This window comes from Amycolatopsis sp. NPDC045836 (assembly GCF_056431745.1).
Map to the genome: position 1 here is coordinate 274,155 of NZ_JBWKKF010000010.1, position 18,150 is coordinate 292,304.

Below are 18,150 nucleotides of genomic sequence, written 5' to 3' on the forward strand. Positions count from 1 at the left end.
ACGGGTGTTGCGGATCTAGTGGCTGTGGTCGTGTTCGTGGTCTTCGTCGAAGTCGGCCACGCCGCGCTTCCAGTAACCGGTGATGTCGTGGTCTCCGCGGCCGAGCCGCAGTTCGTCGCGCACCCAGCGGCGCAGCGGCTTGAGCACGCCCGCCTCCCCGGCCAGCCAGGCGTAGAGCCGCTCGCCCTCGGGCACGCGGATCGCGCGCACGGCCCGCTCCAGCAGGTCACCGGTGCCCGGCGGCCGGTCACCGCGGTGCAGCCAGTGCACCTCGACGTCCTCCGGCGGGTGCAGTTCGATCTGCTCGCGCTCGTCGGCGACCTCGATGAACGCCCAGCCCGCCGCGGTGCGCGGCAGTTCCTCCAGCCACCTGGCGATGGCGGGCAGCGCGGTGAGGTCACCGGCGAGCAGGTAGCGGTCGTAGTTGTGCGGCACGATCAGCCCGCCCGGCGGACCGGCCACGTGCGCGATCTCGCCGGGCCGCACGGTACGGGCCCAGTCCGCGCCCAGCCCGCCCTCGTGCAGCGCCACGTCGAGGTCCAGTTCCCCGGTGCCCGGGTCGTAGCGGCGGACGGTGTACTCGCGCGAGGTCGGCAGCGGCCGGGGCCAGCGCAGCCTGTCGCCATCGGGTTCGGGCAGCCGCAGCGTGCCGTCCGGCTCCGGGAAGATCACCTTCACGTGCTCGTCCGGCGAGTGCGCCTCGAACCCGGCGGTGCCGGGGCCGCCGAGGGTGACCCGCACCAGCCCGGCGCCGACCTCACTGGTGCGCAGCACTTCGGCCTGCCGGATGCGGATCGGGTAGGGCACCTTCTCCGCGGTGGTGCCCGCGCGGACCTCGGCGATCCGCTCGTGGTGCCGCTGCCGCTGCTCCGCGCGGCTCACGCGCGGTCCCCGGTCAGCACGGTTTCCCAGTGCCGCAGCTGCGGCTGTTCGGCCAGGTCGGCGAACTCCACCGCCACGCCCGCCGCGCGCCAGCGCTCGATCAGGCCCATGATGCGGATCGAGTCCAGGCCGAGGTCGAGCAGGTCGGCGTCCGGGGTCAGTTCGCTCTCGTCGCAGCCGATCAGCCCGGCCACGTCGGCGCGGATCTGCTCGGCGGTCAGTCCGGTGGTGCTCATCGTCGTGCTCCCGCGTGGATCGGCGCCGAGAACGCGGACAGCGCGCCGGCGGTGGTGGTGACCGCGCCACAGCGCTGCGCGACGTACTCGCACGCCTGGTCGTGGCGCTCACGGGAGAAGTCCGCGACCGCGTCGGCGACCAGGAACGGCCGGACGTCGCGCATGAACGCCTCGACCGCCGTGGCCTGGCAGCCGATGTGCGCGTACACACCGGTGATCAGCAGCTGGTCGCGGCCGAGCCCGGCGAGCTGTTCGGTGAAGGTGCTGCGCTGGAAGGCGCTGTAGCGCCACTTGACCAGCACGGTGTCCGACGGCTGCGGGGCCAGTTCGCCGACGATGTCCGCGGCGGCCGGGTCCTCGTCGATCACCGCGCCGATGCCGTCACCCCAGAACTCGGTGAGCAGCCCGCGGTCGGCGGCGGCCTGGCGGCCCGGCTGGGCGGTGTAGAACACCGGCACCCCGGCCTCGCGCGCCCCGGCGAGCAGCGCGGCGATGTTGGCCACCATCTCCGGGATCGGCGCGCCCTGGTACGGCGCGAGGAAGTAGCGCTGCGCGTCGTGCACCAGCAGCGCCGCGCGAGCCGGGTCGGGGGTCCAGTCGACCCGGCCCGGCGGCAGCTCGGCCGCGGTGGGCAGCGGATAGGACTCGATCTTCGGCAGAGACTCCCTGGACAACTGCTCTCACCCTTTCGCGACGGCAGCCAGTGCCGCTCGCAGCTCACGCTTGCTGGTTTTCCCCACCCCGGTCACCGGGAAGGCCGCGACCACCTGGACCAGGTCGGGCACCTTGAACGCGGCGACCCCGCGCTCGCGGACGAACCGGCGCAGTTCGGCCGCGGTCGGCGCGCCACCGGCCACCGGCACCACGTAGGCGCAGGTCCGTTCGCCCAGGTATGCGTCGGGTACCGCGACCACGGCGGCGTCGAGCACCGCCGGGTGGGCCATCAGGTGGTTCTCCACCTCTTCGGCGGCCACCTTCTCCCCGCCCCGGTTGATCTGCTCCTTGGCCCGGCCGACCACCTCCAGGTGCCCGGTCGGCGTCCGCCGGACCAGGTCGCCGGTGCGGTAGAAGCCGTCGGCGGTGAACGCGGTGGCGTTGTGCTCCTCGGCGCGGAAGTAACCGCGGATGGTGTACGGCCCGCGGGTCAGCAGCGCACCGACCTCCCCGTCGGGCACCACGTCGTCCGAGGCCGCCGCCGGGTCGCCGGGGTCCACCACGCGGATCTCGTCGTCGGGCGAGATCGGGCGGCCCTGCGTGCCCAGCACGATGTCCTCGGGGTCGTCGAGGCGGGTGTAGCAGACCAGGCCCTCGGCCATGCCGAACACCTGCTGGAGCCGGCAGCCGAGCGCGGGCCCGATGCGCTCGGCCAGTTCGCGGCCGCACTTGGCCCCGCCGACCAGCAGGACCTCCAGGCTGGACAGGTCGCGCTCGGTGCGCGCGGCGGCCTGCACCCAGGCGGCGGCCAGTGGCGGCACCACCCCGGTGATCGTCACGCCCTCGGCCTCGATCAGCCGGAACGCGGTGTCCGCGTCCGGGCGCGGGGCCAGCACGCTGGTCGCGCCCGCGTGCAGCGCGCCGAGCACCCCGGGCGAGCTGAGCGGGTAGTTGTGCGCCACCGGCAGCGCCGCCAGGTAGACGCTGCCGGGGCGCAGCGCGCAGATCCGGGCGCTCTCCCGGACGCTGTAGAGGTAGTCGTCGTGCGTGCGCGGGATCAGCTTCGGCAAGCCGGTGCTGCCACCGGACAACTGCAGGAACGCCACGCCGGACGGATCCGGGTCGGGCAGTTCGCGGGGTGCGGTCGCGGCCAGGCCGTCGAACTCCGGGGTGCCGACGACCAGCACGTCCCGCACCGAGGGCACCCCGGCGGCGACCGCGCGGGCGGTGGCGGCGTGGTCGTGCCGCTCGTGCTCGCCGACGGTCACGATGGCCACGGCTTCGCTTTGCGTGGCGAAGTGCCGCAGTTCGCTGTCGCGGTGGGCGGGCAGCGCGAACACCGGCCACGCCCCGGCCCGCCACAGGCCGAAGACCACCGGCAGGAACTCCGGGACGTTCGGCAGCTGCACCACCACGCGATCCCCGGCGCGGATCCCCGCTCCGGCCAGGCCCGCGGCGATCCGGTGCGCGCGGTCGTCGAGTTCGGCGAAGCTCCAGCGGGCCGTTTCGCCGTCGCGCTCGCCCACCACGGCGGTGCGGGTGGCGTAGGCACCGGCCAGCGTGGTCAGCAGCGAGCCGAAGCTCTGGCCGCGCCAGTACCCGGCGGCGCGGTAGTGCGCGGCGGTTTCCGGCGGCCAGGCGACGTGGTCGAGGCTCACACCGCACCGTCCAGGCCGAGCGCACGCAGCAGCGTGCGGAACTTCGCGCTGGTTTCGGCGAGTTCGGCGGCCGGGTCCGAGCCCGCCACCACGCCGGCTCCGGCGAACAGCCGGACCGAGCGGTCGCACACCTCGGCGCTGCGGATGGTGACCACCCATTCGCCGTCGCCGCGCAGATCGGTCCAGCCCACGAGCCCGGCGTAGTAACCGCGGTCCTCCGGCTCCAGTTCGGCGATCGTGTCGCGGGCGCGTTCGACCGGCACGCCGCAGACCGCGGGCGTCGGGTGCAGCGCCTCGGCCAGCGCCAGCGCCGAGACGGCCGGGTCGGCGATCCGGCCGGTGATGCGGGTCGAGAGGTGCCACATGGTCGGCGTGCCGATCACCGCCGGCTCCTCGGGCACGTCCAGTTCGGTGCAGAAGCCGTGGAGCACGTCGGCGACCTGCGCGGCCACGTGGGCGTGCTCGGCGCGGTCCTTCGCCGAGGCCAGCAGCGCCTGGACGCGGCGGCGGTTCTCGGCCTCGTCGGCCACCCGCGGCAGGGAACCGGCCAGCGGGTTCGCCACCACCGTGGACCCGTGCCGCGACACCAGCAGTTCGGGGCTCGCGCCGACCAGCGTGCGCGGCGCGGGGTCCCCCGGCGCGCTGACGTCGGCCGCGAACACGTGCGCGGCCGGGTCCGCCCGCACCAGCCCGGCCAGCAGCGACGGCACCGGCACCGGCGAACCGGCGGTCAGCTCCAGGCAGCGGGCGAGCACCACCTTGCTCAGCTCACCGCCGTCGATCAGCTCCAGCGCCCGGCGCACGCTCGCGGTGTAGACCTCCGGCTCCGGCTTCGGCGTGATGGACCAGGAGGCGCCGTCGAGCACCCCGGCCGGGCCGTCCTGCCCCGGCACGCCCGCCCGGCGCACCACCGCGGGCACCACCAGGCTCGCTTCCGCGTCCGGCCGGAACCCGATCGCCCCGACCACGACCGGCTCCCCGGCCCCCGTCACGTCCGCCGCGAGCAGTGCCTCCGCCGCCGCTCTCGCCCGCTGCCCCGGCGCGGCCTGCACGGTCGCGTGCACCCCGTCCGCCAGCAGTGACCCCCGCCCCGAGGAGAAGTAGAACGACCCCGGCAGATAGGCGGCGAGCAGGTCGGCCGCCCGGTGCACCGGGCGCGGTCGCGCCAGAGCAGGTGAGGACACTGGTCATTCCCTTTCGCAAAGACGACTCGGCGGCGGTGGCCGCGCGCGTGGCACACTGTCGTTATTTGGACAGCCTAACCTAAGATTTACCCCAGTGGAAGGCAGGATCGGTCACGGAACTCACGCACGCAGTGTCGCTCCGCCATCGACGTAGAGGTTCTGCATGGTGATGTGCCGGGCTTTGGCCGAAGCCAGGAACACCACGGCGTCGGCGATGTCAGCCGGATCGGCGATGCGCCCCAGCGGAATGCCGACGCGGAACTGCGCCGGGTCACCGGCGATCACCCGCGCGGCCCCGTTCTCGTCCGCCCACAGCATCCGCTGCATGTCGGTGTCGGTGGAACCCGGCGAAACCACGTTGCAGCGGATCCCGGAACCGGCCAGTTCCAGGCCGAGGCAGCGGGTCAGCATGGTGGCCGCCGCCTTCGACGCGGCGTAGGCGGCCATGCCCGTGCGCGGCACCCCCGCCGCGTTCGAGCCGACGGTCACCAGGACCCCGGCGCGCCGCGGCACCATCCGCCGGGAAACCTCACGCAGCACGGTGAACACGCCGGTGGTGTTGACCGCGAAGGTGGCGGCCCAGTCCTCGTCGGTGGTCTCGACCACCGACGCGGGCCGCAGGATGCCCGCCACCGGCACCCCGATGGTGATCGGGCCGAGTTCGCGCTCGACCTCGTCCACCACGCGGGCGATCGCGGCGGAATCGGCGACGTCGGCGGGGCACGGCACGATCCGCCCGCCCGCCCCGGCGGCCGTGCGCGCGAGCCCCTCGGCGTCGAGGTCCACCGCCGCGACCGCGGCCCCCGCCGAGGCCAGCGCCGAAGCCACGGCGGCACCGATGCCGCGGCCCGCTCCGGTGACCACCGCGACGCCGCCGCGGATACCGTCCTCCACCGGAACTCCTTTCGCCGACGAGTTGATTAGGCTGTCCTAACCTAACGTCTTCCGGTCGGCGGTAAAGGGAAGAACCCGGTGATCTGGCTCACCAGCACTCCAACGGCCGTCACCCGGTGGGGTGAGCCTCCACCTCCGCCAGCACCGCGTCCCCGCGCACCACGGCGCGGACGGTGATCGGCTCGCGCCCGGCCGGGCGGTGGCGCAGCACCGCCCGGGCGACCGGATCGGCCAGCGTGGTGCGCAGGCAGCGGCGGAGGCCGCGGGCGCCGTACACCGGGTCGAAACCGCGGTCGGCGATCAGGCGCGGCACCGAGTCGTCCACCTCCAGGTGGACCGACCGGCTCCGCAGGCGCCGGCGCAGCAGGTCGATCTCCACCGCGGCGATCCGGACGGCGGTTTCGGTGTCGAACTCGGTGAACACGATGGTTTCGTCGATGCGGTTGAGGAACTCGGTGTCGAAGAAAGCCCGCAGCGCGGCCGAAACCGCGGTGTGGTTGCCGCGCGCGGACAGGCGCCGGGTCAGCGCCCCCGGCCGCTCCCCCAGCCGGTCGGCCAGCCGCCGCCAGCGCGCCCCGCGCCGCCGCGCCAGTTCCGCGCTGCCGAGGTTGGAGGTCAGGAAGACGTAGCTGTTGCGGAAGGACACCCGTTCCTGGCCGCTGGCCAGCCGCAGCTCGCCGTTGTCCAGCACCTGGAGCAGCGCCCGCAGCACGGTCGGGTGCGCCTTCTCCACCTCGTCGAACAGCACGATGCCCGGCGTGTACGCGTCACCCTCCACTTTGGACCGTTCGAACACCGAGTACGCCTCCTTGCTGCCCGCGTACCCCGGTGGCGCGCCGCTGAACGAGGCCGCGTAGTGCTCCTGCGCCAGCGCGCCCATGTCCACCCGGCACAGGTCCTCCGGCCCGCCGCGCAGTTCGGCGGCCACCTGCCGCACCAGCTCGGTCTTCCCGGTGCCGGTCGGGCCGACCAGGAGCAGGTTCGCCAGCGGCCGCGCCGGATCGGCCGCGCCGGCGGTGGCCAGGGTCAGCGCCCGGACCACCGCGTCGACGGCCGGGTCCTGCCCGAGGACGCGGCCGCGCAGCTTCGCCGCGACGGCGTCGGGGTCGAACGCGCCGGGAGGCCGCGCCGGAGCGGCGGCCTCCCGGTTCTGGTCGTGGTACCGGTCGGTCAGGTACGGCATCAGGCCTGCATCGTCTCGTCGACCGGCAGCGTGCCCACCCGGCAGTCGGCCACGCCCACGGTGTCGCGGGTGATCGCTTCGACGTGCTCCCTGGCCTTCTCGGCATCGGTGACCCAGAGCTTGTAGAAGTCGAACGGGCAGTCCGCGACGCCCTTGTCCCCGTCACCCGCCGCGTGCACCCCGCTGTAACCGCGGTGCAGCAGTTTGAACAGGTGGTTCTGCGACTGGTCGAACCGGCGCGCGTCGCGGATGGCCGAAAGCGAAAGCTGCGCGAACTGGATGCCGTATTCCTCCTCACCGGTTTCGCCGAGCGTGCGGCCGTCGAACCCGATGATCGACGAATGCCCGAAGTAGGAGTACACCCCGTCGAACCCGGCCGCGTTCGCCACCGCGACGTAGCAGTTGTTCGCCCACGCCATCGCCTTGGCCATCAGCACCTGCTGGTCCTTGGCCGGGTACATGTAACCCTGGCAGCGCACGATCAGTTCGGCGCCCTTCATCGCGCAGTCGCGCCAGATCTCCGGGTAGTTGCCGTCGTCGCAGATGATCAGCGAGATCTTCATGCCCTTGGGGCCTTCGGTGACGTAGGTGGTGTCACCGGGGTACCAGCCCTCGATCGGGCACCACGGCAGGATCTTGCGGTACCTCTGCACGATGTCGCCGTGGTTGTTGATCAGGATCAGCGTGTTGTACGGCGGCTTGTTCGGGTGGTCCTCGTGCTGCTCACCGGTGATCGAGAAAACGCCCCAGGTGTTCGCCGTGCGGCAGGCTTCGGCGAAGATCGCGGTTTCGTCGCCGGGCACGGTCGCGGCGGTCGCGTACATTTCTTCGGGGTCGTACATGATGCCCTGCGTGGAGTACTCCGGGAACACCACGAGGTCCATGCCCGGCAGCCCGGACTTCATGCCCACCACCATCTCGGCGATCTTGCGGGCGTTGTCGAGCACCTCGGCCTTCGTGTGCAGCCGGGGCATCTTGTAGTTGACCACCGCGACGCCGACCGTGTCGGGGCTGGCGGAGATGTCACCGTGTCGCATGCTTCCTCCTTCAGGTGGCCGCCGCCGTGGCGGCCGGAACGGAACGGTTCTTCCTGGCGAGCAACGCCGCCGCACCGAGCAGCGCGGCCAGCAGTGCCGCGAGCAGCCACGCGTCGGGGGCGGGACCGCCGGTCAGCGCGAGGAAGGCGGGCAGGGTGCAGGTCGGCTGGCTGAACAGGACGGTCACCCAGCCGGTGAACCGGGTCAGCTGATCGGCACCGAGGCCGAGCACCACGAAGAACAGCGCCCAGAGCACGGCCCAGGCCAGCCAGATCACCCCGGAGACCGGGTCGTGGTCGCGCCAGAAGGACAGTCCTGAGTAGACCAGCGCCGCCCCGGCCACGAACAGCGAAAACCAGCCGATGCCACCGGGTTCGAGCCCCGCGAGGTTCACCACGCCGACGTAGAGGTAGGTGAAGCCGAACAGGAACAGCCCGGAAGCGGCGAGGATCGCGTCGCGGTCGCCACCGGCCTGGATGATCAGCACGGTCGGGGTCACGCACTGCAGCGCACCGACGAACAGGTTCAGCGCCGCCGCCGACCGGGCGGGCACCTGGCCGAGCAGCATCAGGCCGTTGAGCAGCAGCACGGCCCCCACGTAGAGCAAACCCACGTTCTGCACGGCCGCCTCCGTTGCACCCACCTGGAATAATTTCAGATGAAAGTAAATGGAACCGGCCCACCCGTCAACCCCGCGCTCGGGTCACCCTCGGACAGCCGAACCCGGCGCACGGACGCAGCTGCACCGCGCACAAGCAGCCGAGTCACGCATCGAGGCAGGCGAACCGCCGGCGCGGGGAGCCGCGCCAAGGCAGCCGAATCCGCGCTCACGCAGCCTCACCTCAGGTCGCCGCCACCGAGCTCCGGCTTCGGGCAGCCGAGCCCATCCGCAGCCCGAGCCACAGTCGAACCCGCGCACTCAACTCGCCATTCTTCGGCGCGAAGACGCCGCGCCGAGGCCCGCACTCACGCACTTGAATCGCCCGGGAGGCAGCCGAACCCGCGCACAGGCAGCCTCACCTCGTGTCGCCCGTTACCGAACTCCACGGCTCCAACCCCCGTGCAGCGGCAAGAAGCGGTCAGAGCCGCGTGATGACCTCGAAATCGCAGCCGTCGGCGGTGGCGAGGTGGACGTGCTGCCGCGCCTGCCGCCCGCGGAACTCGACGGTGCCCCGCGGGCCGTGGTACGCCACCCCGTCCAGCACGGCGTTGAAGTCGTGCAGCCGGGCACTGCCCGCCCGCCCGGCCAGGCTCGCCAGCACCTGCAACCCCTCGTAACACGACTCGGCGGCGTTGTTCAGCGGGGGCGCGGTCACCCCGTGCAGACCGACGTAGCGCCCGAGGAGGTCCATCGCGTCGGCGTTGACCATGGAACGGAAGTAGGCCGCCGCCACGAACAGGTTGGCGGTGGCCCCGCTGCCGCTGGCCAGCAGCATGTTCTCCTCCATCAGCGGGCTGAACCGGACCAGCCGCTCGTGCAGGCCCCGCGCGGCGAAGGCGCGGTTGAACTCCACCGCGTCCTGCCCGACCAGCAGCATCAGCACCCCGTCGGCGTCCGCCGCCTCGACGCGGCGGATCAGGCCCGCCATGTCCCCGCCGCCGAGTCCGACGAACGCCTCCCCGGCGATGGTCAGCCCGAGTTCGGCGGCGAAGTGCCGGACCGCGGTGGTGGACACACGCGGCCAGACGTAGTCGTCCCCGGCGACGAACCAGCGCCGCGCCCCGAGGTTGTCCCGCAGCCAGCGCAACGCCGGCGCGATCTGCAACCGCGGCGTCTCCCCCGTGCAGAAGATCCCCGGCCGCCGTTCGCCGCCTTCGTAGAGCGAGGTGTAGGCGTACGGGACCCGCCCGGCGAGCACCGGCGCGAGCGCGTGCCGCACCGAGGAGATGTGCCAGCCGGTGACGGCGTCGACCTCACCACGGTCGACCAGGGCACCGACCTCGGCCGCCACCACCGGCGGCGGGGCACCGCCGTCGACCACGCGCAGCGAGACCTCCCGGCCGAGGACCCCGCCGGCCGCGTTGAACTCGTGCGCGGCCAGTTCGGCGATCGCCTCGCAGGACGGCCCGAACAACCCGGCCGGGCCCTGCAGCGGGACCACCATCGCGACGCGCCAGCCCATCGGATCTCCGCCGGTTTACTTCCAAGTGGAACGAAGTTTTACAATCGGGGCGGGGTTTCCGCAAGAGGGAGGACCGAGACCGGCGATGACCGCGCACACCGGGGCCGAACCGCTGACCAGGGCGCTGACCCGCGCCCTGCGGGCGGTCACCGCCCGCGTCGAGGAGGTGCTCCGGGCGGAGGGCCTGTCGCTGGACCAGTGGCTGGTGCTCGATTCGCTGGCCCGCGAACGCGGCCTGTCGATGGCCGACCTGGCCGGCCGGACGCTGGCCACCGGCCCGACGCTGACCCGCGTGGTCGACCGCCTCGTCTCCACCGCGGTGGTCTACCGCGAGGTGGACGCCGAGGACCGGCGCCGCGTGCGCGTCTACCTCGGCCCGCGCGGCCGGGCCGCGCACCGGCGGATCGCGCCGAAGGTGGCCGAGGCGGAGGCCGCCGCGCTCGACCGCACCGGCGACGGTCCCGGCACCCTGGCCCTGCTCGCCGCGCTGACCGGGGATTCCGCACTCGACCAGCGGTGAGGCCGGGTTTCCGTGATCGCCACCGCGGGTAGCCGGGCGGATGCGACTTCGGCCGAAGCAACCCGAGTTGTTCGAATACTTCATCCGAGCTGCCCGCAACACGGCCAGAGCCACCGAGGCCATCGGCGAACTGGGTCAGCCCGGCGTGGCCGCGGAGGCGCTGAGCAGCCGGCTGGTCGACATCGAGCACGAGAACGACGAGGTCACCCACGAGCTGTTCCACAAGCTCAACTCCTCGTTCATCACCCCCTTCGACCGCGACGACATGTACCGGCTCGGCTCCCGGCTGGACGACGTGATCGACCACCTGGAGGGCGCCGCCACGCTGGCCCACCTCTACTGCGCCTTCGACGACGAGCGCCCGCCGCCGGAGATGTGCGAGCAGCTGGCGGTGCTGCGCCGGCTCGGTGAACTGGCCGCCACCTCGTTCGAGGACTTCGCCGCCAAACGCGACCTCAAGCACTACTGGATCGGCACGAACGACCTGGAGAACCAGGCCGACCGGATCTACCGCCACCTGCTGGCCACCCTGTTCAGCGGCAAGTACGACGCGCTCACCGTGCTGAAGCTGAAGGAGATCGGCGACGCGCTGGAGGAAGCCGCCGACGCCTTCGAGCACGTGGCGAACACGGTCGAGGCGATCGTGGTCAAGGAGTCCTGAGTGAACGCCGAACTGGCCGCGGTCACCGCGGCCATCGTGATCACGGTGGTGTTCAGCTACACCAACGGGTTCCACGACGCGGCCAACGCGATCGCCACCTCGGTCTCGACCAGGGCGCTGAGCATCCGGGCGGCGCTGGCCCTCGCCGCGGTGGGCAACCTGGTCGGCTCGTTCTTCGGGGCGAAGGTGGCCAAGACCGTCGGGGCCGGGATCGTGCAGCTGCCACCGGGCATCACCGCGCTGACCGTGGTCTGCTGCGGGCTGCTCGGCGCGATCGGCTGGAACCTGGTCACCTGGTACTTCGGCCTGCCGTCGAGTTCCTCGCACGCGCTGGTCGGCGGCCTGGTCGGGGCCACGCTGCCCGCCGCGGGCGTGGTGCTGTGGGGCGGCATCGTCGAGGACGTGCTGCTGCCCATGCTGATCTCGCCGCTGCTCGGCTTCGCGCTCGGGTACCTGCTGATGCTGGCGGTGCTGTGGACCTTCCGGCGGGGGCACCCGAAGAAGCTCAACCGCGGGTTCCGGCTGGCCCAGACCTGCTCGGCCGCGGCGATGGCGGTCGGGCACGGCATGCAGGACGCGGCGAAGTCGATGGGCATCGTGGTGCTGGCGCTGGTCGCCGGGGGTTACCAGACGGGGTGGCACATCCCGGTCTGGGTGTACTTCCTGATCAGCGCGGCGCTGGCGGCGGGCACCTACTCCGGCGGGCGGCGGATCATCGCCACGCTGGGCCGCAAGGTGATCGACCTGCGGCCGCCGGAGGGCTTCGCCGCCGAGGCCACGGCCAGCTCGGTGCTGTACGTGGCCGCGCTCGGCTTCGGCGCGCCGATCTCCACCACGCACACGATCACCTCGGCGATCATGGGCGCCGGGGCCACCCGGCGGCTCTCCGCGGTGCGCTGGGGCACCGCGGGCAACATCGTCGGCGGCTGGGTGCTCACCTTCCCGGCGGCCGGGCTGGTCGGCGCGTTGTTCTCCTGGCCCTTGGTGGCGGCCACCACCTGAGCCCGGGGCAGAATCGCGGGATGGAGATTCGGGAAGTGAAGCGGTTCGGCCGGGGTGTGAGCGCGGTCGGGCTGGGGTGCTGGCAGCTCGGTGCCGACTGGGGCGAGGTCGGCGAGGCCGACGCGCTAGCGGTGCTGCACGCCGCGGCGGACGAAGGGGTCACCTTCTTCGACACCGCCGACGTCTACGGTGACGGCCGCAGCGAGCAGCTGGTCGGGCGGTTCCGCGCCGAACGCGGGCAGGACGACCTGTTCGTGGCCACCAAGATGGGCCGCCGGGTCGAGCAGGTGCCGGAGAACTACACCGCCGCCAACTTCGCCGCCTGGACCGACCGGTCCCGGCGCCACCTCGGCGTGGACACCCTGGACCTGGTCCAGCTGCACTGCCCGCCCACGCCGGTGTACGCCGACGACGCGGTGTTCGACGCGCTCGACGAGCTGGTCGACCAGCAGCGGATCGCCCGCTACGGCGTCAGCGTGGAGACCTGCGAAGAGGCGCTCACCGCGCTGGCCAGGCCGAACGTGGCCGCGGTGCAGATCATCCTCAACTGCCTGCGGCTCAAGCCGCTGGAGCGGGTGCTGCCCGCCGCGGCCGAAGCGGGCGCCGGGATCATCGTGCGGGTGCCGCTGGCCTCGGGGCTGCTCTCGGGCAAGTACACGAAGGACACCACCTTCGCCGACGACGACCACCGCAACTTCAACCGGCACGGCGAGGCGTTCGACGTGGGCGAGACCTTCGCCGGTGTGCCCTACGAGGTGGGCCTCGAAGCCGTCGACCGGCTGCGTGGTGTGGTCCCGCCGGGGCAGACCCTCGCCCAGTTCGCGCTCCGCTGGATCCTGGACCAGCCCGGGGTGAGCACGGTCATCCCGGGTGCCCGCAACCCCGGGCAGGTCCGGGCCAACACCGCCGCGGCCGCCCTGCCCGCGGTGGACGGTGACGCGGTGCGCGAGGTGTACGACGAGCTGATCCGCCCGCTGGTGCACGACCGGTGGTGACGTGCCCGAATCCGGGCACGGGGTTTGGGACGGCGGCGGTGCCGGTGCCATGCTGACCGGCGTGGGGGACGAAGTACCGGAGGACCTGCTGCGGCACGTGGTCAGGACCAGCGGGCTGCCGTCCGCCATCGCCAGGCGCCTGGTCTCCGACGTGATGGGTTACTTCGTCGAGACACCCGAGGAGTACGTGCGCCGGCGCCATGCCGAGCTGCGTGCCCGGCAGCTGCCGAACGCCCGCATCTGGCCGCTGCTCCGCGACGAACTCGCGGTGCGCCCGGTCGCGGCGCCGGAGCTGTCGGAACGGCAGCTCCGGCGCATCGTCTACGGCTGAAGGAGTTTGCGCGGATGTGCGGGATCGTCGGGTACGCCGGGTCGAAGAACGCGGTTCCCCTGCTGGTGGAGGGCCTGCACCGGCTCGAATACCGGGGATATGACTCGGCGGGCGTGGCGGTGGCCGCCGACGGCGGGCTCGAGGTGCACAAGACCGCGGGCCGGGTGGCCGACCTGCGCCGGGTCATCCCGGACGGGCTGAGCGGGACCACCGGCATCGCGCACACCCGCTGGGCCACCCACGGTGAGCCCAGCGATCGCAACGCCCACCCGCACCTGGACCCCACCCGCCGGATCGCCATCGTGCACAACGGCGTGCTGGAGAACTCCGATGCGCTGCGCAGGCGGCTCGCCGGCGAGGGGGTGGCCCTGGCCTCGGACACCGACAGCGAGGTGCTGGCCCACCTGATCGCCCGCAGCGGGGAGTCCACCCTGGAGGACGCTGTGCGTGCCGCACTGTCCCAAGTGGAGGGCACCTACGGCGTCATCGCGATGGACGCGGCGAATCCGGGCGAACTGGTCGCCGCCCGGCGCGGCAGCCCGATCGTGCTGGGGCTCGGCGAGCGGGAGGTGCTGATCGCCTCGGACACCGCTGCGCTGGTGCGGTTCACCGAGAAGGTGATCTACCTCGAGGACGACGAGCTGGCCACGGTCACCGCCGACGGTTACCGCACCAGCACGGTGCACGACGCGCGGGCCACCACCCGCCCGCCGACCGCGCTCGAAGCCGCCTCCCTCGACTACGAGCTGGGCCAGTACCCGGATTTCATGAGCAAGGAGATGGCCGAGCAGCCGGACGCGGTCGACCGCTGCCTGCGCGGGCGGCTGGACCGGCGGTTCATGTCGGCCCGGCTCGACGGCGTCGGCCTGAGCCCGCGGGAGTACCAGCAGATCCGCCGGGTGAAGCTGCTCGGCTGCGGTTCGGCCTACTACGCCGGGCAGCTCGGGGCCGAGCTGGTCGAGCAGCTGGCCCGCCTCCCGGCCGACGCCGAACCCGCCTCGGAGTTCCGCTACCGCAATCCGGTGATCGACCCGGAGACGCTGTACGTGGCGATCAGCCAGTCCGGCGAGACGCTGGACACCCTCGCCGCGGTGCACGAGCTCAAGCGCAAGGGCGGCCGGGTGATCGGCCTGGTCAACGTGGTGAGCAGCTCGATCGCCCGCGAGTGCGGCAGCGGGCTGTTCCTGCACGCGGGCCCGGAGGTCTCGGTGGCGGCGACCAAGTCGTTCACCAACATGGGGGTGGCGCTCGCGTTGCTGGCGCTGGAACTGGGGCGCGTGCGGGACCTGTCCATGGCCGACGGCAGGCGCCTGGTCGACGGCCTGCTCGCGCTGCCGTCGCAGCTGAGCGGCATCCTCGGCCAGGAGGCGGCGATCGCCGCCGTCGCCGCGAAGTACGCCGGTGCCGAGCACATGTTCTTCGTCGGGCGGGTGCGGGGCTGGCCGGTGGCCAGGGAGGGCGCGCAGAAGCTCAAGGAGATCTCCTACGTGCACGCCGAGGCCTACCAGGCGGCGGAACTCAAGCACGGGCCGCTGGCGCTGATCGATCCGGCGATGCCGACCGTGGTGGTGCTGCCGGACGACGACCTGCTGGCCAAGAACCTCTCGACGATCGAGGAGATCAAGGCCCGCGGTGGCCCGGTCATCGCGGTGACCGACGCCGAGCTGCCCGATGGCCTGGTCACCGAGGTGCTCCGGGTGCCGAAGGCGGCCCCCGAGCTGGCGCCGATCACGCTGTCGGTGGCGTTGCAGCTGTTCGCCTACCACCTGGCCAAGGCGCTGGACCGCGAGATCGACCGGCCGCGGAACCTGGCGAAGAGCGTCACCGTGGAATGAGCCGCACAGTCCGTTTGGGGGTACCGCGGCGGCCGGACGCCCGTTTGAATTGGACCAGACCATTCTCCCGGTCGTCCGTCAACGGTGTCTGGAGCTGACATGTCGCGACCCCATCCGTGGAAACGGTTGTCCCTCGCCGTTCCGCTCGCCGTGGCCGCCCTGCTGGGGACGGCGGTTCCCGCGGCGAGCGCGGCGGGCACCGGTGTGCCGCTGGACGAACTCAGCGTCGTCACCACGGAAGTGGCCACGGGCCTGCAGAACCCCACTTCGATCGTGCCGGCCGGCGACGGCAGGCTGCTGATCGCCGAGAAGCGCGGGGTGATCCGCGCCTACCACCCGCAAACCGGGATGGCCGCGAAACCGGTGGCCGACATCAGCAAGCGGGTCAGTTCCGCCGAAGTCGAGCGCGGCCTGCTGGGCCTGGCGCTGGCCAAGGACCGGAACACCGCGTACGTGGCGTACACGCGCTTGCCGGACCACGCCGTGACGCTGGCCCGGCTGCGCCTGGACACCGGTGCGGTGCAGGAACTGCTGACGCAGGAACACGCGCAGTTCAGCAACCACAACGGCGGGCAGCTCGCGTTCGGTTCGGACGGTTACCTGTACTGGGCCATCGGCGACGGTGGCGGCGCCGGCGATCCGCTGGCCACCGGGCAGCGGCTGGACACGCTGCTCGGCAAGATCCTGCGCCTGGACGTGAACCGGTCGTGCGGCGGGAAACCGTACTGCGTGCCCGGTGACAACCCGTTCGTCGGCAACGCGGGCGTGCGCACCGAGATCTGGGCGTACGGCCTGCGCAACGCGTGGCGGTTCTCGTTCGACCCGCACAACGGTTCGCTGTGGATCGGCGACGTCGGGCAGGGGCGGTTCGAGGAGGTGGACCACATCCGGGCGCACCAGGGCGGGGTCAACTTCGGCTGGTCCTGCATGGAGGGTCCGGTGGTCTACAACCAGGAGCGCTGCACCCCGGGCGCGAAGTACACCGGCCCGGTCTTCCACTACGTCTCCGGTGAGCAGGGCTGCGCGGTGATCGGCGGCCACGTCTACCGCGGCAGCCAGTACGCCAAGCTGGCCGCCGGCACCTACGTGGCCACCGACTTCTGCCGCGGCACCGCCTGGGCCGTCCGGGAGAACGCGGACGGCACGTACACCAGCGGTGAGATCGGCGCCTTCCCCACCGACGTCACCGCCTTCGGCGTGGACGAGCGCGGTGAGCTGTACGTGGTCGACGAGTACCCCGGCCGCCTGCACCGGGTTTCCTTCCAGCACACCCCGTGACGGTTCAGCGGCTCACAGCTCGGCGGCGAAGGCCGGCAGTTCCCGGTTGACCGCGTCCGGCGGTCGAGGTGGGTGGCGTGCCCGGCGTCGTCCGGCACCACCGCCCGGCCCGCCGGGAACTCCGCTCGCGCGACCACGTCCCGCCATCCTGGTGGGCGTGGTCGTGCAGCAGCGGCAGGGTTTTCCGGCCGCGCCACCGGCGGCCCCACCGCGCCCAGCCGTTCGACCAGGCGCAACTGGGCCCGCTCGGCACCCGGACCCCGGCCGGTTCGGGGTACCCAGCGCACCCGCTCGCGACCGAACAGGTCCACAGGACCAGATGGTGCTCGCGCCCACCGAACTGCCGACCAGCAGCACCTCGGTCGAGCCCGCGCCGTCGAGCGCGTCGTGCAGGTCCTTGCCTGGCCGGACGCCGGGGCAGCCGAGCGACCCGGAGCACCCAGGTCTCGGCCGCCGCACGGCAACCGGCGACCAGCACGACGGCCGGTCCGCTGCCGTCGAAGCCCGGCGGTCACCCGGCGCCCGTGGCCGGAGGCTCCCCTTCCGCGGTGAATCGTGGAGGATGCCTCCATGACCGACTCCTGGCTGCGCCTGCTCGCCGACGAGCGCCCGGCCGCCGAGCTGGCGGACTTCCACCGCGCTCAGCTGGCCGGAGCGGCCGAGGCGGACCGCGACCGGCTGGTGCGGGCGGCCGATCGGGCGTTCGCCGTCCACCGCCGCCTCGACGCGTGCCGCCGGCACGCCGCCGAGCTGACCGTGCTGAACGACCTGGCCGCCTGACCACGCTGCGTGACTCCGGCGAGGTGCTCAGCGAGGTCGCCGCGCAGGCACGCCGGTTGCTCGCGGTGGACGTGGCCTACCTGATGCTGCGGCGGGCGGACGGCACGCTGCGGATCGAGGTGGCCGACGGGTCCACGGGCTCGGTGCTGCGTGGCATCGAACTGGCGGCCGGTACCGGGCTGGGCGGGCGGGTGGTGCGGACCGGCGAGCCGATGTGGAGCGCGAACTACCTGCGGGACACCCGGATCCAGCACACGCGGCTGCCGGGAGCGAGCAGCTGGGCGGCATCCTCGGCGTGCCGCTGGTCCGCGGGGACGAGGCGATCGGGGTGCTGCCGGCCGCCGGCCGCGGTCCTTCCACGGCGGTGAGGTCGAACTGCAGGCCGCGCTCGCCTCGCACGCGGCGGTGGCGCTGCACAACGCCGGGTTGTTCGAGCGACACCGCCGGTCGGCCGACGAACTCCGCGCGGCGAACGCCACCCTGCGGCGGGCGGACGAGCTGCGGGAGCGTTGGCCCCGCCGGACAGGCCCGTGCCCGCGCCCCGCGGCACCACCGGCACCCGGTGCCGCACGCCCGCCCGCACCACCACCTGCACCTCCTCGGCGGTGCGCGGCCGGACCACCGCGCAGGGCGTGCCGTGCGGTGCCCACTCCGCCTCGTCGTGCCCGAATCCGCTGATCAGGCCGGGGTCCAGCACCAGCCGGTCCGCCGGGAGGTCCCGGCGCAGGTCGTCCACCAGAGCACGCATCCGGCCAAGTTCGCACGTCCGGCCGGCCGAAGCCGATGGGGGAATCCACCACGGTTCACCGGTGGCGGTGGGCACCTCGTCCACGGGGGTTGCTCCGAACGGGCTCCTGGTGTATCAGGCCGCTCCGCTCGGACGTCCTCCCAGATGAG

19 protein-coding genes and 1 pseudogene are annotated in these 18,150 nt (G+C 72.7%); 9 read left to right on the forward strand and 11 right to left on the reverse strand.

All coding sequences use genetic code 11. The features are described from left to right. Nucleotides 1–15: 15 nt before the first annotated feature. From AC07EG_RS21400 to AC07EG_RS21445, 10 genes are all read right to left on the reverse strand, one after another. Complete coding sequence (locus tag AC07EG_RS21400; protein WP_478254890.1) at nucleotides 16–882, reverse strand: siderophore-interacting protein; 867 nt, start codon at nucleotides 880–882, stop codon at nucleotides 16–18. Continuing rightward, nucleotides 879–1,118 (reverse strand): phosphopantetheine-binding protein, encoded by a 240-nt coding sequence (locus AC07EG_RS21405; protein WP_478254891.1) that lies wholly within the window; start codon nucleotides 1,116–1,118, stop codon nucleotides 879–881. The genes AC07EG_RS21400 and AC07EG_RS21405 overlap by 4 nt, the downstream gene beginning before the upstream one ends. Then, entirely contained in the window at nucleotides 1,115–1,792 is a 678-nt protein-coding gene (locus AC07EG_RS21410; protein ID WP_478254892.1) for an isochorismatase family protein, read from the reverse strand. The genes AC07EG_RS21405 and AC07EG_RS21410 overlap by 4 nt, the downstream gene beginning before the upstream one ends. Before the next feature lie 6 nt (nucleotides 1,793–1,798). Further along, the gene (locus AC07EG_RS21415; protein ID WP_478254893.1) at nucleotides 1,799–3,430 is read right to left on the reverse strand and encodes a (2,3-dihydroxybenzoyl)adenylate synthase; all 1,632 of its coding nucleotides are present in this window, start codon (nucleotides 3,428–3,430) and stop codon (nucleotides 1,799–1,801) included. Then, nucleotides 3,427–4,614: an isochorismate synthase gene (locus tag AC07EG_RS21420; protein ID WP_478254894.1), complete on the reverse strand. Its 1,188-nt coding sequence runs from the start codon at nucleotides 4,612–4,614 to the stop codon at nucleotides 3,427–3,429. Before AC07EG_RS21420 ends, AC07EG_RS21415 begins: the two co-directional genes overlap by 4 nt. A gap of 120 nt (nucleotides 4,615–4,734) precedes the next feature. Beyond that, nucleotides 4,735–5,508, reverse strand: coding sequence for a 2,3-dihydro-2,3-dihydroxybenzoate dehydrogenase (locus AC07EG_RS21425; RefSeq protein WP_478254895.1), 774 nt, complete (start codon nucleotides 5,506–5,508; stop codon nucleotides 4,735–4,737). Nucleotides 5,509–5,617: 109 nt separating this feature from the next. Continuing rightward, nucleotides 5,618–6,691 carry an AAA family ATPase gene (locus AC07EG_RS21430; RefSeq protein WP_478254896.1) on the reverse strand — a complete coding sequence of 358 codons (1,074 nt, stop codon included), beginning with the start codon at nucleotides 6,689–6,691 and terminating at the stop codon, nucleotides 5,618–5,620. Beyond that, nucleotides 6,691–7,728 carry an aliphatic amidase gene (locus tag AC07EG_RS21435; RefSeq protein WP_478254897.1) on the reverse strand — a complete coding sequence of 346 codons (1,038 nt, stop codon included), beginning with the start codon at nucleotides 7,726–7,728 and terminating at the stop codon, nucleotides 6,691–6,693. Before AC07EG_RS21435 ends, AC07EG_RS21430 begins: the two co-directional genes overlap by 1 nt. A 10-nt stretch (nucleotides 7,729–7,738) precedes the next feature. After that, nucleotides 7,739–8,350, reverse strand: coding sequence for an AmiS/UreI family transporter (locus AC07EG_RS21440; RefSeq protein WP_478254898.1), 612 nt, complete (start codon nucleotides 8,348–8,350; stop codon nucleotides 7,739–7,741). Nucleotides 8,351–8,807: 457 nt separating this feature from the next. Next, nucleotides 8,808–9,851, reverse strand: coding sequence for a substrate-binding domain-containing protein (locus AC07EG_RS21445; RefSeq protein WP_478254899.1), 1,044 nt, complete (start codon nucleotides 9,849–9,851; stop codon nucleotides 8,808–8,810). An 85-nt stretch (nucleotides 9,852–9,936) separates the two neighbouring features. Here AC07EG_RS21445 and AC07EG_RS21450 point away from each other — a divergent pair, with 85 nt between their 5' ends. From AC07EG_RS21450 to AC07EG_RS21490, 9 genes are all read left to right on the forward strand, one after another. Beyond that, nucleotides 9,937–10,371 carry a MarR family transcriptional regulator gene (locus AC07EG_RS21450; RefSeq protein WP_478254900.1) on the forward strand — a complete coding sequence of 145 codons (435 nt, stop codon included), beginning with the start codon at nucleotides 9,937–9,939 and terminating at the stop codon, nucleotides 10,369–10,371. A 40-nt stretch (nucleotides 10,372–10,411) separates the two neighbouring features. Continuing rightward, nucleotides 10,412–11,032 carry a DUF47 domain-containing protein gene (locus tag AC07EG_RS21455; RefSeq protein ID WP_478254901.1) on the forward strand — a complete coding sequence of 207 codons (621 nt, stop codon included), beginning with the start codon at nucleotides 10,412–10,414 and terminating at the stop codon, nucleotides 11,030–11,032. Then, complete coding sequence (locus AC07EG_RS21460) at nucleotides 11,033–12,034, forward strand: inorganic phosphate transporter (protein ID WP_478254902.1); 1,002 nt, start codon at nucleotides 11,033–11,035, stop codon at nucleotides 12,032–12,034. It begins immediately after the preceding gene. Nucleotides 12,035–12,054: 20 nt separating this feature from the next. After that, complete coding sequence (locus AC07EG_RS21465; protein WP_478254903.1) at nucleotides 12,055–13,029, forward strand: aldo/keto reductase; 975 nt, start codon at nucleotides 12,055–12,057, stop codon at nucleotides 13,027–13,029. Between the two features lies 1 nt (nucleotide 13,030). Continuing rightward, complete coding sequence (locus AC07EG_RS21470) at nucleotides 13,031–13,360, forward strand: hypothetical protein (RefSeq protein ID WP_478254904.1); 330 nt, start codon at nucleotides 13,031–13,033, stop codon at nucleotides 13,358–13,360. A 14-nt stretch (nucleotides 13,361–13,374) separates the two neighbouring features. Beyond that, a complete protein-coding gene (glmS, locus tag AC07EG_RS21475) occupies nucleotides 13,375–15,195 on the forward strand; it encodes a glutamine--fructose-6-phosphate transaminase (isomerizing) (RefSeq protein ID WP_478254905.1) in 1,821 nt (606 codons plus the stop codon). A gap of 99 nt (nucleotides 15,196–15,294) precedes the next feature. After that, entirely contained in the window at nucleotides 15,295–16,473 is a 1,179-nt protein-coding gene (locus tag AC07EG_RS21480) for a PQQ-dependent sugar dehydrogenase (protein WP_478254906.1), read from the forward strand. Nucleotides 16,474–17,043: 570 nt separating this feature from the next. Continuing rightward, nucleotides 17,044–17,253 carry a hypothetical protein gene (locus AC07EG_RS21485; protein WP_478254907.1) on the forward strand — a complete coding sequence of 70 codons (210 nt, stop codon included), beginning with the start codon at nucleotides 17,044–17,046 and terminating at the stop codon, nucleotides 17,251–17,253. 23 nt (nucleotides 17,254–17,276) lie between these two features. Next, nucleotides 17,277–17,621: a GAF domain-containing protein gene (locus AC07EG_RS21490; RefSeq protein ID WP_478254908.1), complete on the forward strand. Its 345-nt coding sequence runs from the start codon at nucleotides 17,277–17,279 to the stop codon at nucleotides 17,619–17,621. Between the two features lie 155 nt (nucleotides 17,622–17,776). Here the strand turns inward: AC07EG_RS21490 and AC07EG_RS21495 are convergent. Next, nucleotides 17,777–18,001, reverse strand: a pseudogene (locus AC07EG_RS21495) (FAD-binding oxidoreductase); the annotation flags it as partial. Between the last annotated feature and the right edge of the window lie 149 nt (nucleotides 18,002–18,150).